General features: G+C 65.8%; 14 protein-coding genes and 1 tRNA gene. 11 read left to right on the forward strand and 4 right to left on the reverse strand.

Features of this window, described 5'->3' with window-relative positions:
* The first annotated feature begins 16 nt into the window (after positions 1–16).
* Both lolA and pbN1_RS16815 read left to right on the forward strand, forming a co-directional pair.
* Entirely contained in the window at positions 17–631 is a 615-nt protein-coding gene (lolA, locus tag pbN1_RS16810; protein WP_169202793.1) for an outer membrane lipoprotein periplasmic chaperone LolA, read from the forward strand.
* A 12-nt stretch (positions 632–643) separates the two neighbouring features.
* Positions 644–1,984 carry a replication-associated recombination protein A gene (locus pbN1_RS16815; protein ID WP_169202792.1) on the forward strand — a complete coding sequence of 447 codons (1,341 nt, stop codon included), beginning with the start codon at positions 644–646 and terminating at the stop codon, positions 1,982–1,984.
* A 16-nt stretch (positions 1,985–2,000) separates the two neighbouring features.
* On the opposite strand, the gene pbN1_RS16820 is transcribed toward pbN1_RS16815, so the two are convergent.
* Positions 2,001–2,264, reverse strand: coding sequence for a hypothetical protein (locus tag pbN1_RS16820; protein ID WP_169202820.1), 264 nt, complete (start codon positions 2,262–2,264; stop codon positions 2,001–2,003).
* A 262-nt stretch (positions 2,265–2,526) separates the two neighbouring features.
* Between pbN1_RS16820 and serS the strand changes: the two genes are divergently transcribed.
* On the forward strand, positions 2,527–3,810 hold the full coding sequence (serS, locus tag pbN1_RS16825) for a serine--tRNA ligase (RefSeq protein WP_169202791.1): 1,284 nt from the start codon (positions 2,527–2,529) through the stop codon (positions 3,808–3,810).
* Positions 3,811–3,895: 85 nt separating this feature from the next.
* On the opposite strand, the gene mltF is transcribed toward serS, so the two are convergent.
* A complete protein-coding gene (gene mltF / locus pbN1_RS16830; protein WP_169202819.1) occupies positions 3,896–5,326 on the reverse strand; it encodes a membrane-bound lytic murein transglycosylase MltF in 1,431 nt (476 codons plus the stop codon).
* Between the two features lie 171 nt (positions 5,327–5,497).
* On the opposite strand from mltF, the gene pbN1_RS16835 reads away from it, so the two are divergent.
* From pbN1_RS16835 to pbN1_RS16845, 3 genes are all read left to right on the forward strand, one after another.
* Positions 5,498–5,587 (forward strand) — tRNA-Ser (locus pbN1_RS16835).
* Between the two features lie 404 nt (positions 5,588–5,991).
* Positions 5,992–6,222: an AbrB/MazE/SpoVT family DNA-binding domain-containing protein gene (locus pbN1_RS16840; protein ID WP_169202790.1), complete on the forward strand. Its 231-nt coding sequence runs from the start codon at positions 5,992–5,994 to the stop codon at positions 6,220–6,222.
* Entirely contained in the window at positions 6,212–6,559 is a 348-nt protein-coding gene (locus tag pbN1_RS16845; protein WP_169202789.1) for a type II toxin-antitoxin system PemK/MazF family toxin, read from the forward strand. Before pbN1_RS16840 ends, pbN1_RS16845 begins: the two co-directional genes overlap by 11 nt.
* Positions 6,560–6,651: 92 nt before the next feature.
* On the opposite strand, the gene pbN1_RS16850 is transcribed toward pbN1_RS16845, so the two are convergent.
* Complete coding sequence (locus pbN1_RS16850) at positions 6,652–7,197, reverse strand: glycosyltransferase family 9 protein (RefSeq protein WP_169202788.1); 546 nt, start codon at positions 7,195–7,197, stop codon at positions 6,652–6,654.
* 451 nt (positions 7,198–7,648) lie between these two features.
* Between pbN1_RS16850 and egtD the strand changes: the two genes are divergently transcribed.
* The 4 genes from egtD to treS all read left to right on the forward strand — a co-directional run bounded on the left by egtD (position 7,649) and on the right by treS (position 16,159).
* Complete coding sequence (egtD, locus tag pbN1_RS16855; protein WP_169202787.1) at positions 7,649–8,656, forward strand: L-histidine N(alpha)-methyltransferase; 1,008 nt, start codon at positions 7,649–7,651, stop codon at positions 8,654–8,656.
* Between the two features lie 215 nt (positions 8,657–8,871).
* Positions 8,872–10,782 carry a 1,4-alpha-glucan branching protein GlgB gene (gene glgB / locus pbN1_RS16860; RefSeq protein ID WP_169202786.1) on the forward strand — a complete coding sequence of 637 codons (1,911 nt, stop codon included), beginning with the start codon at positions 8,872–8,874 and terminating at the stop codon, positions 10,780–10,782.
* The gene (locus pbN1_RS16865) at positions 10,763–12,805 is read left to right on the forward strand and encodes an alpha-1,4-glucan--maltose-1-phosphate maltosyltransferase (RefSeq protein WP_169202785.1); all 2,043 of its coding nucleotides are present in this window, start codon (positions 10,763–10,765) and stop codon (positions 12,803–12,805) included. Before glgB ends, pbN1_RS16865 begins: the two co-directional genes overlap by 20 nt.
* Before the next feature lie 12 nt (positions 12,806–12,817).
* On the forward strand, positions 12,818–16,159 hold the full coding sequence (treS, locus tag pbN1_RS16870; RefSeq protein WP_210147550.1) for a maltose alpha-D-glucosyltransferase: 3,342 nt from the start codon (positions 12,818–12,820) through the stop codon (positions 16,157–16,159).
* Positions 16,160–16,198: 39 nt separating this feature from the next.
* Here the strand turns inward: treS and pbN1_RS16875 are convergent, their stop codons facing one another.
* The gene (locus pbN1_RS16875; RefSeq protein ID WP_169202784.1) at positions 16,199–16,753 is read right to left on the reverse strand and encodes an acyloxyacyl hydrolase; all 555 of its coding nucleotides are present in this window, start codon (positions 16,751–16,753) and stop codon (positions 16,199–16,201) included.
* Between the two features lie 504 nt (positions 16,754–17,257).
* Between pbN1_RS16875 and pbN1_RS16880 the strand changes: the two genes are divergently transcribed.
* Positions 17,258–17,803 (forward strand): hypothetical protein, encoded by a 546-nt coding sequence (locus pbN1_RS16880; protein ID WP_244856992.1) that lies wholly within the window; start codon positions 17,258–17,260, stop codon positions 17,801–17,803.
* Positions 17,804–17,816: the final 13 nt, after the last annotated feature.

Raw genomic sequence — 17,816 nt, forward strand, 5'->3', positions numbered from 1 at the left:
GCGTCCGGCAGCGTTTATGGCGCGCGTACTACTGTGCGCGACAGTCGCCTGGGCGTCGGGGGTGGCGGCAGCGGCGAACGGCGTGGTGCAGTTGCGCGAGTTCGTCGACACCGCGCGCAGTGCGCAGGGCGAATTCGAACAGACGGTGTCGTCCGCTTCGGGACGCAGGGCGCAGCAGGCGAGTGGCAGCTTCGTGTTCCTGCGCCCCGGCAAGTTCCGCTGGAGCTACGACAAGCCGTATCCGCAGCTGCTCGTCAGCGACGGCGAGAAACTGTGGTCGTGGGACCGGGATCTCAACCAGGTCACCGTGAAGCGCCTCGGCGACGCGCTGGGGAGCACGCCGGCCGCGATCCTCGCCGGCAGCGGCACGCTGGACCGCGATTTCAATCTCGCCGAAGCGGGCTCGGGCGAAGGGCTCGAGTGGGTGCTGGCCACGCCGAAGCACGCGGAAAGCAGTTTCCAGTCGATCCGCATGGGCCTCGCGGGGGGGCTGTTGAAGCGCATGGAATTGCAGGACAACTTCGGTCAGACGACGATGATCGTGTTTACGTCGCTGGTGCCGAACGCGCATCCCGACCCGGCGCTGTTCCATTTCGTCCCGCCCGCGGGCGCCGACGTCATCGGCGACTGACGCGCGACGCGGATGGCGGACCTTTTCGACGACGTCGAGCCGCCGCGCGTACCGCTCGCCGAGCGGATGCGCCCGACGACGCTCGACGAGGTCGCCGGCCAGCGCCATCTGCTCGGTCCCGGCAAGCCGCTGCGGCTCGCCTTCGCATCCGGCAAGCTGCATTCGATGATCCTGTGGGGGCCTCCGGGGGTCGGCAAGACGACGCTCGCGCGCCTGATGGCGCGGGTTTTCGACGCGGAATTCATCGCGCTGTCGGCCGTGTTCTCCGGTGTCAAGGACATTCGCGAGGCCGTCGCGCACGCGCAGGCCGAGAAGGCGCGCGGACGCCAGACGATCCTGTTCGTCGATGAGGTACATCGCTTCAACAAGGCGCAGCAGGACGCGTTTCTGCCTTACGTCGAGCAGGGTGTCGTGACGCTGATCGGTGCGACGACCGAGAATCCGTCGTTCGAAGTCAATTCGGCGCTGCTGTCGCGGGCGGCGGTCTACGTGCTCGAACCGCTCGACGACGAAGCGCTGGGGGAACTGTTCGAACGCGCCCGCCTGCTGGCGTGTCCGCAGCTGGAATTTGCGGCGGCCGCGCGCGAGCGCATGATCGGCTTTGCCGACGGCGACGCGCGGCGCTTGATGAACCTCATCGAGCAGGTCCAGGTTGCCGCGGAAACCGAGGGCGTGGTCACGGTGACGCCCGAGTTTGTCGACGAGGCGCTATCGACTCGCCTGCGACGTTTCGACAAGGGGGGCGAAGCGTTCTACGACCAGATGTCGGCGCTGCACAAATCGGTGCGGGGTTCGAATCCCGATGCGGCCCTTTACTGGCTGTGCCGGATGCTGGACGGCGGGGCGGACGCACTCTATCTCGGACGGCGCCTGATCCGCATGGCGACCGAGGACATCGGGCTCGCCGATCCGCGGGCGCTCGAAATCGCGTTGAACGCCTGCGCGACATACGAACGGCTCGGTTCTCCCGAAGGAGAACTGGCGCTCGCCGAAGCGACGATCTTCCTTGCCTGCGCGGCGAAATCCAACGCGGTCTACAAAGCCTATAATGCGGCGCGCAAACACGTCGCCCAGGACGTGTCGCGTCCGGTACCGCTGCATCTGCGCAACGCTCCGACCCGCTTGATGAAGGAACTGGGCTATGGCAAGGCCTATCGCTATGCGCATGACGAACCCGAAGCGTACGCCGCAGGCGAGAGCTACCTGCCGGACGGCATGGATGCGCCGGGATGGTATCGCCCGACGCAATACGGACTCGAAGCGCGGATCGCGGCAAAGCTCGAGCATCTGCGCGAACTCGACGACTTGGCGGCTACGCGCGTCCCGAAGGACGCGGGGAAAGACGAGAGGTGAGGCAGGGCGACAGCTTTCAGTGCGGGAGGGGGTGGTCGGCCATGAAGCGGGCGCACACGCTCTTGGCCCGCTCGGCCCTTTCGAGGTCCCCACGTTCGGTGGCTCGCTCGATAAGGTCTTGCATGTAGGTCGTCAACATCAGCACCCCTTCCGGCGTTTGCACCATGCCGCATACAACCTGCGCCGCGGCTCCGTCGGGAATGCCCACATGTTCTGCAACGAGTGCAACTTCGTCATCGGTCAAATCGCAATAATCAAGGCAGTCTCTAATGGACAACATCGGCATCTCCTCTAGTGTTGCTGACACCGTCTTCCGCGGTGTTGGCTTACTAAGCTTAAGATACGCGGCGCCGAATGCAAGAAAAGTTTGTCCATTGCGGTGAATATAAACGATTGATTTCATTAATGGATTTGTGCATCGCCGCAAACTTTTCGCGAGGCTGGCGAAAGGCAGCGAATAGAGCGGCTTGGTGCCGGAAGATATCCTGCCTTGTCAGAAAAACCCGCGTTCCCATTGAATCCACACGAATTCCGGAATTGTCATGCTTGATATCCAACTTTTACGCACCCAGATCGACGTCGTCGCGGCAGCGCTTGCAACGCGGGGGGCGAATTTCGACGCCGCGGCGTTCCAGTCCATGGAGAGCGAGCGCAAGACCCTGCAGACGCGCACCCAGGACCTGCAGGCGCGCCGCAACAGCCTGTCGAAGCAGATCGGCATCCTGAAGGGCAGGGGAGAGGACGCTTCGGCAGTGATGGCCGAAGTGGGCGGCATCGGCGACGAGCTGAAGGCCAACGAACAGGCGCTGGGGACGCTCCTCGAGCGGATCAATGCATTCATCGCCGGGCTGCCGAACCTCCCGCACGACAGCGTGCCGCCGGGCCGTGACGAGTCGGCAAACATCGAGGTCGCCCGCTGGGGCACGCCGCGGGAATTCGGCTTCGCGGTCAGCGATCACGTCGACCTCGGGAGCGGCCTCGGAGGGCTCGATTTCGAAACCGCGGTGAAGATTGCCGGTTCGCGTTTCGCACTGATGCGCGGTGGTCTGGCGCGCCTGCATCGCGCGCTCGCCCAGTTCATGCTCGACGTGCATACCCGCGAACATGGCTACACCGAGGTCCACGTTCCCTATCTCGTCAATCCCGACAGCATGTTCGGCACCGGTCAGTTGCCCAAGTTCGAGGCCGACCTGTTTTCCGTCACCAAGGACGACGGGCGCTTCTACCTGATTCCGACAGCGGAAGTACCGATCACCAACATCGTGCGCAACGAACTGCTCGCGCACGATGTGCTGCCGCTGAAGTTCGTTGGCCACACGCCGTGCTTCCGCTCCGAAGCCGGCAGCTACGGTCGCGACACGCGCGGCATGATCCGCCAGCACCAGTTCGACAAGGTGGAACTGGTGCGGATCGAACATCCGGACGCGTCATGGGCGGCGCTCGAGGAACTCACTGGCCATGCCGAGGCGATCCTGCGCAAGCTTGATCTGCCGTATCGCAAAGTCGTGCTGTGCACCGGCGACATGGGATTTTCCGCCGCCAAGACCTACGATCTCGAAGTGTGGCTGCCGGCGCAGAAAACCTACCGCGAGATTTCCTCGTGTTCGTGCACCGGGGCGTTTCAGGCGCGCCGCATGCAGGCCCGATTCCGCAACGCGCAGGGCAAGAACGAACTGGTGCACACCCTGAACGGTTCGGGTCTGGCAGTCGGCAGGACGCTGGTCGCCGTGCTCGAGAACTACCAGCAGGCCGACGGTTCGGTCGTCGTGCCGAAAGCGCTGGTGCCGTGGATGGGCGGGATCGAGGTGCTCGAACCCCGCGGCTGAAGCCGCTCAAGAAAACGCCGGGCCGCCCCAAGTTTTCTTGTCCCCCTTGGGGGGCGGAAACGGCAAAGCCGTTTCCTGGAGGTGCTCAGTCGCCGGCACGGCCGAGCTTCAGGCCGGGTGGTTGGAGCGGCGGGGTGTAGGGCGGTTCGAGGCGCGCGAGAATGCCGTGGAAGTTGCGGATGTTCTCCGTCATGATCACCGCCTCGCCGCCGCGTGCCGGGCCGGATTTGAGCCGCGCCGCGTATTCGGGCCGCGACAGCAGCGGAAGGACGGCTTTCATGTCCCACCACGTCGTGTCGTGCCGGCCCATGCCGCGGGCGATCGCCCGCGCGCCGTTCATGTGGCCCATGCCGAGGTTGTACGCCGCCACCGCGATCCATGAGCGGTCGGGCTCGGCAATCCCGCCGGGCAACTGGTCCCTGAGCATCGAAAAATAGCGCGCCCCGCCGAGAATGCTCTCGCGCGCATCGAGGCGGTCGCCGACGCCGAGCCGGTCTGCGGTCTCGGAAGTCAGCATCATCATTCCCCGCACGCCGGTTCGCGACGTCGCGAGCGGGTCCCACCGCGATTCTTGGTACGCGAGCGCGGCGAGAAAGCGCCAGTCGACGCCGGTGCGTGCCTGCGCGTCATGAAAATGCTGGCGATAGGCGGGCAGGCGTGTGCGCATGTGGCCCAGAAAAACCGCCACGTCCTGGTCATCGAGGCGGCGGATGTGGCCGAAGTAGCGATCGGCGATCCGCGCGAGCAGGGCGCTTTCCCGTGCGCCGGCGAGAAAGGCGTCGACCTCGGCGGCCAGACTCCCGGCATCGATCGGCAGCGCCCAGGCGATCTCGGACCGAGCCGGCAGGTTGTATGCGATCACGAATATTGGGTTGGTTTGCGCGGCCAGCGCGAAATGGACGCGGTCGGTGGCGATGAGGTCCAGTTTGCCCTGCCCCAGCTGTTCGAGCAGCGCCTGATCGCCGAGCCGGGCCGGAAAGTGCAGGTTGAGGCCGGGAACGCGCTTGCGGATTCGATCGAGTGCTTCGACGGGCGCGGAACCCCGCCGCATGCTGATCGTTCGCCCGGCGAGATCGTCCTCCCCGTCGATCTCCCTGTCGTCCGAACGCCCGACCAACACATAGTCCACCTCGCGCAACGGAGCCGACCACCGCAACGGAAAGCGTTCGTTGCGGGTGATTCCGGCCGCGGCGAGATGCACCTCGCCGTTGAGGACCGCGTCGAGCGCCCGCGGCGCATCGGGATACACGACGAAACGCACCGGCACGCCGAGGCGTTGCCCCAGTTTCTGCAGCAGGTCGTGCTCGAACCCCGACGTCTCGCCCTGCGCCTCCTGACGGTAGGAAATCGCATCCAGCCGAGTCGCGACGCGCAATTCGCCGGCCATCCGATAGTCCCCGACCCGTCGCGGGGCGGCGTCCGGCGTGCATCCCGACAGCCCAAACAGCGCAATGAAGAACAGTAAGACAGGCAAGAAGGCACTCCCCGGCGGCGACCCCGGATTTTGCGCGAGCATGTGCCCGGGGGCAAATGACACCCAGGGCAGCAATCTTCGGCAGCGGCGCCATGGTGCCTGTCCGCTTTCAGTGAATGGCCTTGAAATGCCCCTCGGCATGCGAAGTTATTTCTTGTTTGATATTGATTGTGTACGTATAATGCGCCCTCCCGCGAGACGATCGCGGGACGCGGAGAGGTGGCAGAGTGGTCGAATGTACCTGACTCGAAATCAGGCGTAGGTGCGAGCCTACCGTGGGTTCGAATCCCACCCTCTCCGCCATATTATGAAATAAGCCCCTGATTTTAGGGGCTTATTTCATTTCAGCGGTTCTGTGTCACCGTCCGTGTGACCCGGCGGCGCAAGTTACCAAGTCATTTTTCCGGCCATGCGCCACGTCCTGAAGGCGCTGCCGGGCAGCGTCGGTCTGCCCGGTCAGTGTAGTCACTGAACGCAAAATTGCGCTCATTGAATTTGATCGGAGTGCCAGCAATGACGGCTGTTATCAATGCAGGCAGAGAATCGCTCCGCTCATCGTGCGCGGCGAGGGGTATTCCATACTTAGTCAAGCCGAACAGGGGGTTAACTCCACTCTTGTATAACGACTGACGTATGAAAGTCATCTTGATGCACAACCATGCACGACGTAAAGTAAGGACGCAATGTCATCCTTACCGGAGAGCGAAATGCTTGCTGTTGCCAAGATCACTGCCAAGGGTCAGACCACCATCCCCCAGGACGTGCGCGCCGCGCTGCATGTGAAGCCGGGCGACTTGATCGCCTGGGACGTCGGCGCTGACGGAACGGCGACGGTGCGCCGAGTGCAGCCGCTGGATGTCGAATACCTACGCGCCGTCGAGGGCACGCTGTCCGAATGGGCTGGCGAGGCCGACGAGGAAGCCTACCGTGAGCTTTGAACGCTTTGCTGTCGTGCGCGTGCCCTTTCCGTTCACCGACCGCAACGCCACCAAGAATCGCCCCGCGCTGGTGCTCTCGAACGCGGCGGCTTTCAACACGCCCGCGGGCCATTCGGTCATGGCCATGATCACGTCCGAGGCAAACGCCCCCTGGCCGCTTGATTGCAGGATCGCCGACCTGGCTGCAGCGGGCCTGCCGGCGCCCTCCAAGGTGCGATTCAAGTTGTTTACGCTCGACCATCGTCTGGTCAGAGGTCAGATCGGAAAGCTGTCGCCAAGCGACAGCGAAGTCGTTCGCGCCGGGCTGACCGCGCTGCTCGACGAGGCGCAGCCTTGAAATGGTCAAATTCAAACTGAAGCTGGGCGGGTGAAGTCATGACCACGTTCATCAAGAGCCCTGACGTATGCGGCTTCAGGATGCTTGCGGATTTACGAATCGCGGCTTAGGGAGGGGGCACGGCTTTCGCACCGTAATGTCATGCCTTGATTCCTGGCGTCGCCACTGCCAGGAGCGCCGAAACCGGCGTTGAACCGCGTGCCGAACTCCGCGACGAGCGGATTCGTGATCGTACCGTCGCCATGCATCTGGATCGCCAGATCGGCTCGCCGCGCTCGCATCGTGGCAAGGAAATCGGGCAGCGCGGCGGAATCGGCGGGCTGTTCCGGGAGGCCCGGAAAGCCGGGAAAGGCGACGAAAACGTCGAGATAGCGAGGGTGGCGGGCGGCAAACGCCGCGGCCCACGGCAGGCCGACGAGCGTGATGCGGGCGTGCGGGCAGGCTGCACGCAACGCGCGCAGCGCGGGTACGGCACACAGCATGTCGCCCAGTTGCAGCGCGCGGAACACGACGATCGTCCGCGGCTGCAGAACTTCCAGCAAGGGACGCTGCATTCGGATTTCCTGCGGAAGGATGGGCTCGCGCTGCTGCAATCGGGATGCCGGACTGAACTGGCCGGAGGCTGCCGGGGCCGGCACGCGTGATCCGGGCGGGCCGAGCAGGGGGGTCGGGCGCTTCTTACAAGACCGTGTAGTTGTTGCACCCGGTATCGAAGGACCATCGTGCCCTGCGAATGACGCTCGGGCCTTCCGCTTGCTTCGGCCAGCGCATGGGGGACGCCCGGCCCGGGCAGGGGGTAGCGCTTCATCGCACCCCGTCATGCGGAGGGATCGAGATGAATATGGATACAAAGACCAAACGCAAATTGATCGCTGCCGGACATCAACGATCCGGCCTACCGGCCTGACATGGACAAGTCCGCGGGCGAGCGCGAGCGGGACCGCAGGTAGCGCCCGGCTTGGGCGATACGGCAGGTTGGCTTGGGCGCTTGTCCTACTACACTGGAAAAGTCGGGCCATGGTTTTGCCATGCGCCCGAGGCGGCTGGCCCCCTCCGCGGCCGGTGCCGGACGATTGCAGGGGGACGCCGATGCAGATGAGTGACCCGGGCAAAGGCCCGTCGTGGAAAGCACCGACGACAGATGGGGCGCGGGATCGTCCGCTGGACGGCGCCGAGGACGACGATTTCCGCAGTGCGCTGCTTGCCGGACTGGCGGCGACGCCGAAGCGGGTGTCGTGCAAGTTTTTTTATGACGCCGAAGGCTCGGCGCTGTTCGACCGCATCTGCACGCTGCCGGAGTATTACCCGACACGCGTCGAGCTCGATCTTCTCGAGCGCCACGCCGGCGAACTGGCCATGCTCATCGGCCCGGACGTCGAACTCGTCGAGTTCGGCGCCGGTTCGGGCCGCAAGGTGCGGCGGCTGCTCGATGCGCTGCGCCGGCCGCGTGCCTACGTTCCGGTCGACATCTCGGGCGAACATCTGCACCAGGCCGCGAGCCGGCTCAGGGCGGATTACCCGCGGCTGGGGATCCGGCCGGTCGTCGCCGACTACACGCGTGCGTTCGATCTTCCGCCAAGCGTGTCCGGGGCGCAGCGTCGTGTCGGTTTTTTCCCCGGCTCGACGATCGGCAATTTCGCGCCGGAAGAAGCGGCCGGATTCCTCGGCATGGCCGCTGCGTTGCTGGACGGCGGCGGCCTGCTGATCGGCGTCGACCTGATCAAGGATCCGGCGCTTCTGCATGCCGCCTACAACGACTCGCAGGGCGTCACTGCCGCGTTCAACAAGAATCTGCTGGCGCGGGCGAACCGCGAACTCGGCGCAGACTTCGCCGACGACGGTTTCGCCCATTACGCGTTCTACCAGCCGCTCGCGCGGCGCGTCGAAATGCATCTGGTCAGTCTCGTGGCGCAGCGTGTGCGGGTCGCCGGACGGGAATTCCGTTTCGCCACCGGCGAGACGCTGCACACCGAGAATTCCTACAAGTACACGGTCGAGGAATTCCGCTCGCTCGCCGCACAGGCGGGGTTCGTGCCGCGCAAATATTGGACCGACGCGGCGCGCCTGTTCAGCCTGCACTGGCTCGAAGTCGCCTGACCGCCCCGCGGCGCAAGGCACGGCGCTTGCGGACGACGACAGAGCCGCGACGGCAGCGCCGCAGCTTTGCCGGGCCGGTGTCCCGTCCTTAGCGCTTTCAGGAGGCAGCCATGTTGTCATCGACCGTAGATCGCGTCCCGGCCCACACCGCAGCCCACATCAACCAGTGGATCCGGGAGCACACCCGCGAGAACGTCGAGCGGGCGGGGGACTAGATGGACGCTACGACGACGCACAGCCGCCTCTCCGAACACGACATCTACCTGTTCCGGGAAGGCTCGCACGGCCGCCTCTACGACAAGCTCGGCTGCCAGCTTGAGGACGCCGGCGCGCACTTCGCCGTGTGGGCGCCGAACGCGCGTGCGGTAGCGGTGATCGGCAGCTTCAATGCGTGGTGCGACGATGCCGCAGTGCTGCGCCCGCGCGACGACGGCTCGGGCATCTGGGAAGGTTTCGTCGCCGGCGTTGCGGCGGGCGACGTCTACAAGTACCGCGTCGCGGGCCATGACGGGCGCGTTGCCGAGAAGGCCGATCCGTTCGCGCTGTATGCGGAGGTGCCACCGGCGACCGGTTCGCGCGCGTGGCGCAGCGCTCACCGCTGGGGCGACGATGCGTGGATGACGAGCCGCGCGCGCGCCAATGCGCTCGATGCGCCGTTCAGCATCTACGAACTGCACCTCGGCTCGTGGCGTCGCGCGCAGGACGGTGCGCTGCCGGGCTACCGCGAGATCGCGCCGCAGCTCGCCGCGTACGTCGTCGAGTGCGGCTTCACGCATGTCGAACTGATGCCGCTCGCGGAGCATCCGTTCTACGGCTCGTGGGGCTACCAGACGACCGGTTACTTCGCCGCGACGGCGCGCTACGGCACGCCCGACGAGCTGATGTTCCTGATCGACACGCTGCACCAGGCGGGCGTCGGCGTGATCCTCGACTGGGTGCCGTCGCATTTTCCGAGCGATGTGCACGGCCTGGCCGAGTTCGACGGCACCTATCTGTACGAACATGCGGACCCGCGCCAGGGGTTCCACCCGGAATGGCATTCATGCATCTTCAATTACGGGCGCCACGAGGTGTGCGCGTTCCTGCTATCCTCCGCGCTGTTCTGGCTCGACCGCTTCCATATCGACGGGCTGCGCGTCGATGCGGTCGCATCGATGCTGTATCTCGACTACGGTCGCCAGCACGGCGAGTGGGTGCCGAACCGCTACGGCGGCCGGGAGAACCTCGACGCGGTGGCGTTCCTGCGGCGCCTCAACGAGGCGGTGTATCGCGACCACCCGGGCGTGCAGACGATCGCCGAAGAGTCGACGGCGTGGCTGATGGTGTCGCGCCCGCTGTATGTCGGGGGCCTGGGCTTCGGCATGAAATGGAACATGGGCTGGATGCACGACTCGCTCGACTACTTCCGCCATGACCCGCTGTTCCGCAAGTTCCACCATGGCCGGATCACGTTCTCGATCTGGTACGCGTTCCACGAGAACTTCGTGCTGCCGCTGTCGCATGACGAAGTCGTCTACGGCAAGGGTTCGCTGATCGGCAAGATGCCCGGCGACAGCTGGCAGCAGTTCGCCGGGCTGCGCGCGCTGTTCGGCTACATGTGGGCGCATCCGGGCAAGAAGCTGCTGTTCATGGGCGGCGAGTTCGGCCAGCGGCGCGAATGGACGCACGAGGGCGAACTCGAATGGTGGGTGCTCGACCGGCCGGAACACGGCGGGCTGCGGCACTGGGTCGGCGACCTGAACCGGCTGTATCGCGAGCGCGCCGCGCTGCACGAGCTCGATTTCGACGAAGCCGGTTTCCAGTGGATCGACAGCGACGACAGCGAAAACAGCGTGCTGTCGTTCCTGCGCAAGTCGCGCGACGGCGCCACTGTCCTCGTCGTATGCAATTTCACGCCGGTGACGCGGCCGAACTACACGCTCGGCGTGCCGCGCGCCGGGTTCTGGCGCGAGGCGCTCAACAGCGACGCGACGCTGTACGGCGGCAGCGGGGCGGGCAACCTGGGCGGCGTCGAAACCGTGCCGGTGCCCGCGCACGGCCATTTCCAGTCGCTGACGCTGACGTTGCCGCCGCTGGCGGTGCTGTTCCTGATCCCGGAGGCAGGCGATGCGCGCCCGGACAGCTGACATCGTCGAGGATGTGCGCCGTGTGCCCGACGAAGGGCGGGTTCGCGCGGTCATCGAATCGGTCACGCCGCAGATCGACGGCGGCCGCTTCGCCGTCAAGCGCGTCGTCGGCGACGAGTTCGACGTCGAGGCCGACTGCTTCGCCGACGGTCACGACGCGGTGCTCGCGATGCTGTGCTGGCGGCGCGACCAGGACGAGCAGTGGCACGCCGTGCCGATGGCGGCGATCGGCAACGAGCGCTGGCGCGGCCGCATCAGGCTCGGCGAGATCGGACGCTGCTGGTACACGGTGACGGCGTGGGTCGATGCGTTCGAGTCGTGGCGGCGGGATCTGGCGCGGCGTGTCGAGCCCGACGACATCCGCATGGCGGGCCTGATCGGCGCCGACCTGATCGAGGAAACCGCCGAACGCGCAACGATCGGCGATGACCGCGAGCGGCTCGCGGCGTGGGCGCGACGGCTGCGCGACGCGAGCCAGGCCGCAGGCGCGGATCCGCAGGTGCTCAAGGCGCTGGGTCTCGATGCGCGGCTCGGCGAGATCGCGGCGCGCCATCCGGATCGCCGTTTCGCCGCCGTCCACCCGATGCTGCCGCTCGACATCGACCATCCGCTGGCGCGCTTCGGCGCGTGGTATGAGCTTTTTCCGCGTTCGACCGCGCCAGCTGCCGGCGCGCACGGAACGCTGCGCAACTGCGCCGACCGTCTCGCCGACATCGCCGCGATGGGCTTCGATGTGCTGTACCTGCCGCCGATCCATCCGGTCGGCCGGGAGCGGCGCAAGGGACCGAACAACGCGCTCGTCGCCGCGCCGGACGACGTCGGCAGCCCGTGGGCGATCGGCGCCGCGGAAGGCGGGCACCTTGCGGTGCACCCGCTGCTCGGCACCGTCGAGGACCTGCGCTACCTGATTGCGCGGGCGCGCGAACACGGCGTCGAGCTCGCGCTCGACATCGCGCTGCAGTGCGCGCCGGACCATCCCTGGATCGCCGAACATCCCGAGTGGTTTCGCCGCCGGCCCGACGGAAGCGTGCAGTACGCCGAGAACCCGCCGAAGAAATACCAGGACATCTACCCGTTCGACTTCGAGACCGGCGACTGGCAGGCGATGTGGGCCGCGCTCGCCGGCATCTTCCGCCACTGGATCGCCGAAGGGGTGCGGATATTCCGCGTCGACAACCCGCACACCAAGGCCTTTCCGTTCTGGGAATGGGCGATCGCGAGCATCCGCCATGATCACCCGGACGTGATCTTCCTCGCCGAAGCCTTCACCCGGCCGCGCGTCATGCACCGGCTCGCGAAGCTCGGCTTCACGCAGTCGTACACATACTTTACGTGGCGCAACACGCGCGCCGAGCTCACCGAGTATTTCAACGAGCTCGCGCACGGCCCCGGCGCCGATTACTTCCGCCCGAACGTCTGGCCCAATACGCCCGACATCCTGCCCGAATATCTGCAGCTGGGCGGCCGGCCGGCTTTCGTCGTGCGCCTCGTGCTCGCGGCGACGCTGGCGGCGTCCTACGGCATCTACGGTCCGGCGTTCGAGCTGATGGAGCATGTGCCGCGCGAGCCGGGCAGCGAGGAATACCTGAACTCCGAGAAATACCAGCTGCGCGAATGGGATCTCGACCGGCCCGACAGCCTCGCCGCGCTGATCGGGCGCGTCAACCGTGTCCGCCGCGACAACCCGGCGCTGCATGAGAATACGTCGCTGCGCTTCCTGGCCATCGACAACGACCAGCTGATCGCGTACTCCAAGACGGCGGAGGCGGGCGACAACATCATCGTCGTCGTCGCGAATCTCGATCCGCACAACGTGCATTCGGGCTGGCTCGAGCTCGACCTCGACGCGTTCGGCATCGCGCCCGGGACGAGCTTCCAGATGCACGACCTGCTGTCCGGCGCGCGCTATCTGTGGAGCAGCGCACGCAACTTCGTGCGCCTCGACCCGCAGCGCGTTCCGGCGCACCTCTTCGTGCTGCGTCGCCGCGTGCGCAGCGAACGCGATTTCGACTACTTCCTGTAAGGGCTGTCGACGATGGATCTGTTGCCCGCAATGGCCGCGCCGGACAAGGAAACCGACGACGGGCTCTGGTACAAGGACGCGGTGGTGTACGAGCTGCACGTCAAGGCGTTCTTCGACGCCAACGACGACGGCGTCGGCGACTTCAACGGCCTGACGCGCAAGCTCGACTACATCCGTGACCTCGGCGTCAACACGATCTGGCTGCTGCCGTTCTACCCGTCGCCGCTGAAGGACGACGGCTACGACGTCGCCGACTACCACGGCGTGCTGCCGGCATATGGCACGCGCGCGGATTTCCGGCACTTCGTCCGCGAGGCGCACCGGCGCGGCCTGCGCGTCATTACCGAACTCATCGTCAACCACACCTCGGACCAGCACGCGTGGTTCCAGGCCGCGCGGCGCGCGCCGGCGGGGTCGTCGAAGCGCAACTACTACGTGTGGAGCGGCGATCCGACGCGCTATGCCGGCACGCGCATCATCTTCACCGACACCGAGACGTCGAACTGGGCGTGGGACCCGGTCGCGAAGTCGTACTACTGGCACCGCTTCTTCAGCCACCAGCCGGATCTGAACTTCGAGAACCCGAACGTGCTCAAGGCGGTGCTGCGCACGATGCGCTTCTGGCTCGACATGGGCGTCGACGGCTTCCGCCTCGACGCGATTCCGTACCTGCGCGAGCGCGAAGGCACGAACAACGAGAACCTGCCCGAGACGCACGACGTGATCCGCGAGATCCGCAAATGCATCGACGCGCACTACCGCGGCCGCGTGCTGCTCGCCGAAGCGAACCAGTGGCCCGAAGATGTGCGCGAGTATTTCGGCGACGGCGACGAATGCCACATGGCTTACCACTTCCCGCTGATGCCGCGGCTTTTCATGGCGGTTGCGCAGGAAGACCGCTTCCCGGTCGTCGACATCATGCGGCAGACGCCCGACATCCCGGAGAACTGCCAGTGGGCGATCTTCCTGAGGAACCACGACGAGCTGACGCTCGAGATGGTCACCGACCGCGAGCGCGACTACATGTGGCAATTCTTCGCCAACGACCCGCGCATGCGCATCAACGTCGGCATCCGCCGGCGGCTGGCACCCTTGCTCGAGAACAGCCGCGACCGCATCGAGCTGATGAGCTTTCTGCTGCTGACGATGCCCGGCTCGCCGATCATCTATTACGGCGACGAGCTCGGCATGGGCGACAACGTCTTCCTCGGCGACCGCGACGGGGTGCGTACGCCGATGCAATGGACGCCGGACCGCAACGCCGGCTTCTCGCGCGCCGACCCGCAGCAGCTCTACCTGCCGCCGATCATGGACCCGATCTACGGCTTCCAGGCGATCAACGTCGAAGCGCAGGCGCGCAACCCGCATTCGCTGCTGAACTTCACGCGGCGGCTGATCGCGATGCGCAACGGTTCGCGCGCGTTCGGCCGCGGCACGCTGCGATTCCTCGAGCCGGGCAACCGCAAGGTGCTCGCTTACCTGCGCGAATATCGCGACCAGAGCGTGCTGTGCGTCGCGAACCTCGCGCGCACGCCGCAGGCGGTCGAACTCGACCTCGCGCGCTTCGAGGGCCGCGTGCCGGTCGAGATCGTCGGGCGCGTGCCGTTCCCACCCGTCGGCAAGTTGCCGTATCTGCTGACGCTCGCGGGTCACGGCTTTTTCGCCTTCGAGCTGTCGGCCGATGCGCCGCCGCCGAACTGGCACGAGGAGCGACTGCCGCAGACCGAGCTGCCGATGCTCGTGCTCACCGAAGGCTGGCGCACGTTCTTCCGCGGCCACCAGGGCGGCAGCGCGGTGCGCCGCGCGATCGCCACCCGCAGCCGCGACCAGCTGCAGAACGAAGTGCTGCTGCCGTACCTGCAGGCGCGACGGTGGTTCGCAGCGAAAGGCGAGACGGTGACGCGCATCGAAGTCGTCGAGGAGCAGGAATGGGCTGCCGGCGGCGGCAACTGGCTGCTCGCGCTGCTCGAAGTCAGCCTGGCGGGCGGATCGTCACACCTGTATTTCCTGCCGCTCGGCATCGCGTGGGAGACGGCCGGTGACAACCCGGTCGATCGTTTCGGCGCGGTGGCGCTCGCCCGTGTCCGCGAGAAGGCGCGCATCGGCATCCTCTACGACGCGTTCATCGATCCCGTGTATTGCCGCGCGCTCGGCCAGAGCATGGGCGGTGGTGGGCCGCAGCCGCTCGGCCGCGGCAGCCTGCGCTTCACCGCGAGCGAACACTATGCGCGGCTCGCCGAGGCGCTCGACGACGAAGTGCGCCAGCCGCTGCAGGAGCAGACCAACACCGGTGTGTTCTTCGGCTCGCGGCTCTACCTGAAGGGTTACCGGCGCCTGCAGTTCGGCACCAACCCGGAAATCGAAGTCGGCTATTTCCTCGGCAGCGCAGCGGGATTTTCACGCGTCGCCGCGGTCGCCGGTTCGGTCGAATACATCGCGCCCGACGGCCGGGGCGCGGCGCTGGCGATGCTGCAGGAATTCGTCGACAATCAGGGCAACGCGTGGGATTACACGCTGAATCATTTGGACCGGCTCTTTTCTCCCGATACCTGGCCCGCAGCGGCGGCCGACGCAGCCGAGGCCGAGGGAAGGGACCGGGTCTACCTGCTGCTCGCGCAGACGCTTGGGCGGCGCATCGGCGAGATGCATGCGGCGTTCGCGCACGGCACTGATCCGGCATTCGCCCCGGAGCCGCTCGGCGACGTTGAAGTCGAAGCCTGGCGTGCCCAGGTGATCGGCGATGTCGAGCGCACCCTGAGCCTTCTCGAAGCGGCGTTGCCGCGTCTGGACGAGCGCGCCCGCGACGAGGCAAGGCAGGTGCTGGCGGCGCACCACCCGCTGGTCGCACGCCTCGCCGGGCTTGACCTGGCTTCAGCTGGCCTGGTCAAAACCCGGCTGCACGGCGACCTGCATCTGGGGCAGGTGCTGATTGCGCAGAACGATTTCGTCATTGTCGATTTCGAAGGCGAACCAGCCCGGCCGATCGACGAGCGGCGACGCAGGCATTCGCCGCTGCGGGACATCGCCGGCATGCTGCGTTCGTTCGACTACGCGGTGCGCACGGTCGGATACCACCATCTCCAGGCGCGCCCCGAGCACGCCGACGCACTGGCGCGCGCGCTGTCCGAATGGAAGGAGGGAGTGGTCCGGAGCTTCATGCAGGCGTACCACGACGCCGTTGCACCGCTGCCTTCCGTTCCGCCGGACGCGGCCGTCGCCGCGGATTTCCTGACGCTGTTCGTCATCGAGAAGCTGCTCTACGAACTGCGCTACGAACTGGACAATCGCCCGGAATGGGTCCGTGTTCCGCTCGCGGCGCTCGCGGAAATCGCGGCGTCGCTGCAGGGAAGCTGACCCTGCTGCACAGGGAACGATTCCTCGCCGGCGCGACCGCTAGAAGCGGTGGCTGACCGTGAGCTGGAACACCTCGATGCCGTGATTCGGTTGCTTCAGCCCGGCATTCGAATAATGGCTCAGCCGCACGCCGACTGACGTCTCGCCTTTGCCCCCGGCCCTGCCTCCCCAGGCGACGCCGACGCCGATCAGTTCGCCGAACTGGAAGTGGGTGGACAGGTTCCTGCGTCCAAGTTTTTCCTCCGAGAAGAGGTTCAGACCGAGGCCCGCCTCGAGATACGGGTACACGCCGGTACGGATCGGAGAGATGCGGAACGTCGCGAAAGCGCCTGCCTGGGCCGCTTTGTCCGAATGGCTGCGGAGGAGGTTCAACTGGAGTTCCGGGTGACTGGCAATGCGCCAGTTCTTCCATTCGGCGCGATACCAGACTGGCAGCAGCCACTGAACTCCGACGCTATCGACCGAGTCGTAGCTTCCGGCCTGCAACGCGACGCCCTGAGCGGCGGGGCACGCGGTCGCCGCAGTGAACAACGCCAGCGCGAACGACATGCTGCCGGCCAGTCCGGGCGGTCGCCAGCGGCGCGTGAAGCGCAAGGATCTGCCTCGTGTTGCCGGATGACTGCGCGCCGCCATTGCCCGCAACCGGAAATCTGCCGGGGTGACGCGTTGCACGGCGCCGGGGAGTAGGAGTGGGAGTGGGAGTGGCGAAATCGTCTGCACGATGACTCTCCTGTCCGTTGTTGTTGTTTGTTTCGCGCCACACGGCGACGGCAATGATTCACCTTAGCAACCTCGCTGCCTGCGTGCCGAGAGAGTTGTTTCACTTGTCGACGCTGGCCCGCTGAGCGGAAGCGACGCATATTTCTTACTCGCACTTGTAATTTCTACAGCCGGCGTAGAGAAAATTCCCACGACATCGCAGCGGCGACGGCGCGCGGAAGAGATGGACGTGGTCTTTATTCCCACGTCGACAGGGCGCGAAGCTGGCAAGGTCCTGCCGATACCGTAGGCACGGGATTTGCCAGAACTTTCCGCGATAAGGCACGAGCCTGTCCGGGCCCGAGCCCTCTGAAGTCTTATCGTCCGGAGGAAATTGCCGTGGATCTGCTCGGAAATAAAGGGGTGCCGATCGACAAGCAGTCTTTGACGTGGAAGGACATGGCGGGAAAGCCGATCAGCAAGCTCGACGATGAGGCTTTCACGCGCGTACGCATCCTCCTGATGAATGCGCTCGAGCTCGACGCGCTGCGGCTGTCCCACATGGGGATGCGGATGAACAGCGAACTGCGACAGTCGCTTGCCCGGATTCGCCGCATCGAGCAACACCAGGCAACGGCAGTGAACTGGTTGTTGTCGGCCGACCATTCGCCGCTGGAGACGACGATCGCGTACGAACAGGTCGCCGTCGAAGTGACCGCCGCGGTCGCCCAGCGCGAACTGGACGCGTATCTCGCCCAGGTCTACCGCTTCGGGCTGCTCGAGGATTTCGACCATCTTTACCGCTACTCGGCGCTGCTCGACCGGCTCGAAGGCAAGGATTCGAACAACATCCTGCAGGGGCACACCGACATCGCCCCGGGCCGTCCGACCGTCGACGGCCAGTCAAGTCCAAAATCTGCTGTAAATTCTCTTCAGCCCGGATGATGACGAATGGTTT

Origin of the sequence: Aromatoleum bremense, assembly GCF_017894365.1 — a bacterium.
Classification (GTDB): Bacteria; Pseudomonadota; Gammaproteobacteria; order Burkholderiales; family Rhodocyclaceae; genus Aromatoleum; species Aromatoleum bremense.

Coding starts and splice junctions, on each gene's coding strand:
- lolA (WP_169202793.1), top strand. CDS start 17: ATGGCGCGCGTACTACTGTGCGCGACAGTCGCCTGGGCGTCGGGGGTG.
- pbN1_RS16815 (WP_169202792.1), top strand. CDS start 644: ATGGCGGACCTTTTCGACGACGTCGAGCCGCCGCGCGTACCGCTCGCC.
- pbN1_RS16820 (WP_169202820.1), bottom strand. CDS start 2,264: ATGTTGTCCATTAGAGACTGCCTTGATTATTGCGATTTGACCGATGAC.
- serS (WP_169202791.1), top strand. CDS start 2,527: ATGCTTGATATCCAACTTTTACGCACCCAGATCGACGTCGTCGCGGCA.
- mltF (WP_169202819.1), bottom strand. CDS start 5,326: ATGCTCGCGCAAAATCCGGGGTCGCCGCCGGGGAGTGCCTTCTTGCCT.
- pbN1_RS16840 (WP_169202790.1), top strand. CDS start 5,992: ATGCTTGCTGTTGCCAAGATCACTGCCAAGGGTCAGACCACCATCCCC.
- egtD (WP_169202787.1), top strand. CDS start 7,649: ATGCAGATGAGTGACCCGGGCAAAGGCCCGTCGTGGAAAGCACCGACG.
- glgB (WP_169202786.1), top strand. CDS start 8,872: ATGGACGCTACGACGACGCACAGCCGCCTCTCCGAACACGACATCTAC.
- pbN1_RS16865 (WP_169202785.1), top strand. CDS start 10,763: ATGCGCGCCCGGACAGCTGACATCGTCGAGGATGTGCGCCGTGTGCCC.
- treS (WP_210147550.1), top strand. CDS start 12,818: ATGGATCTGTTGCCCGCAATGGCCGCGCCGGACAAGGAAACCGACGAC.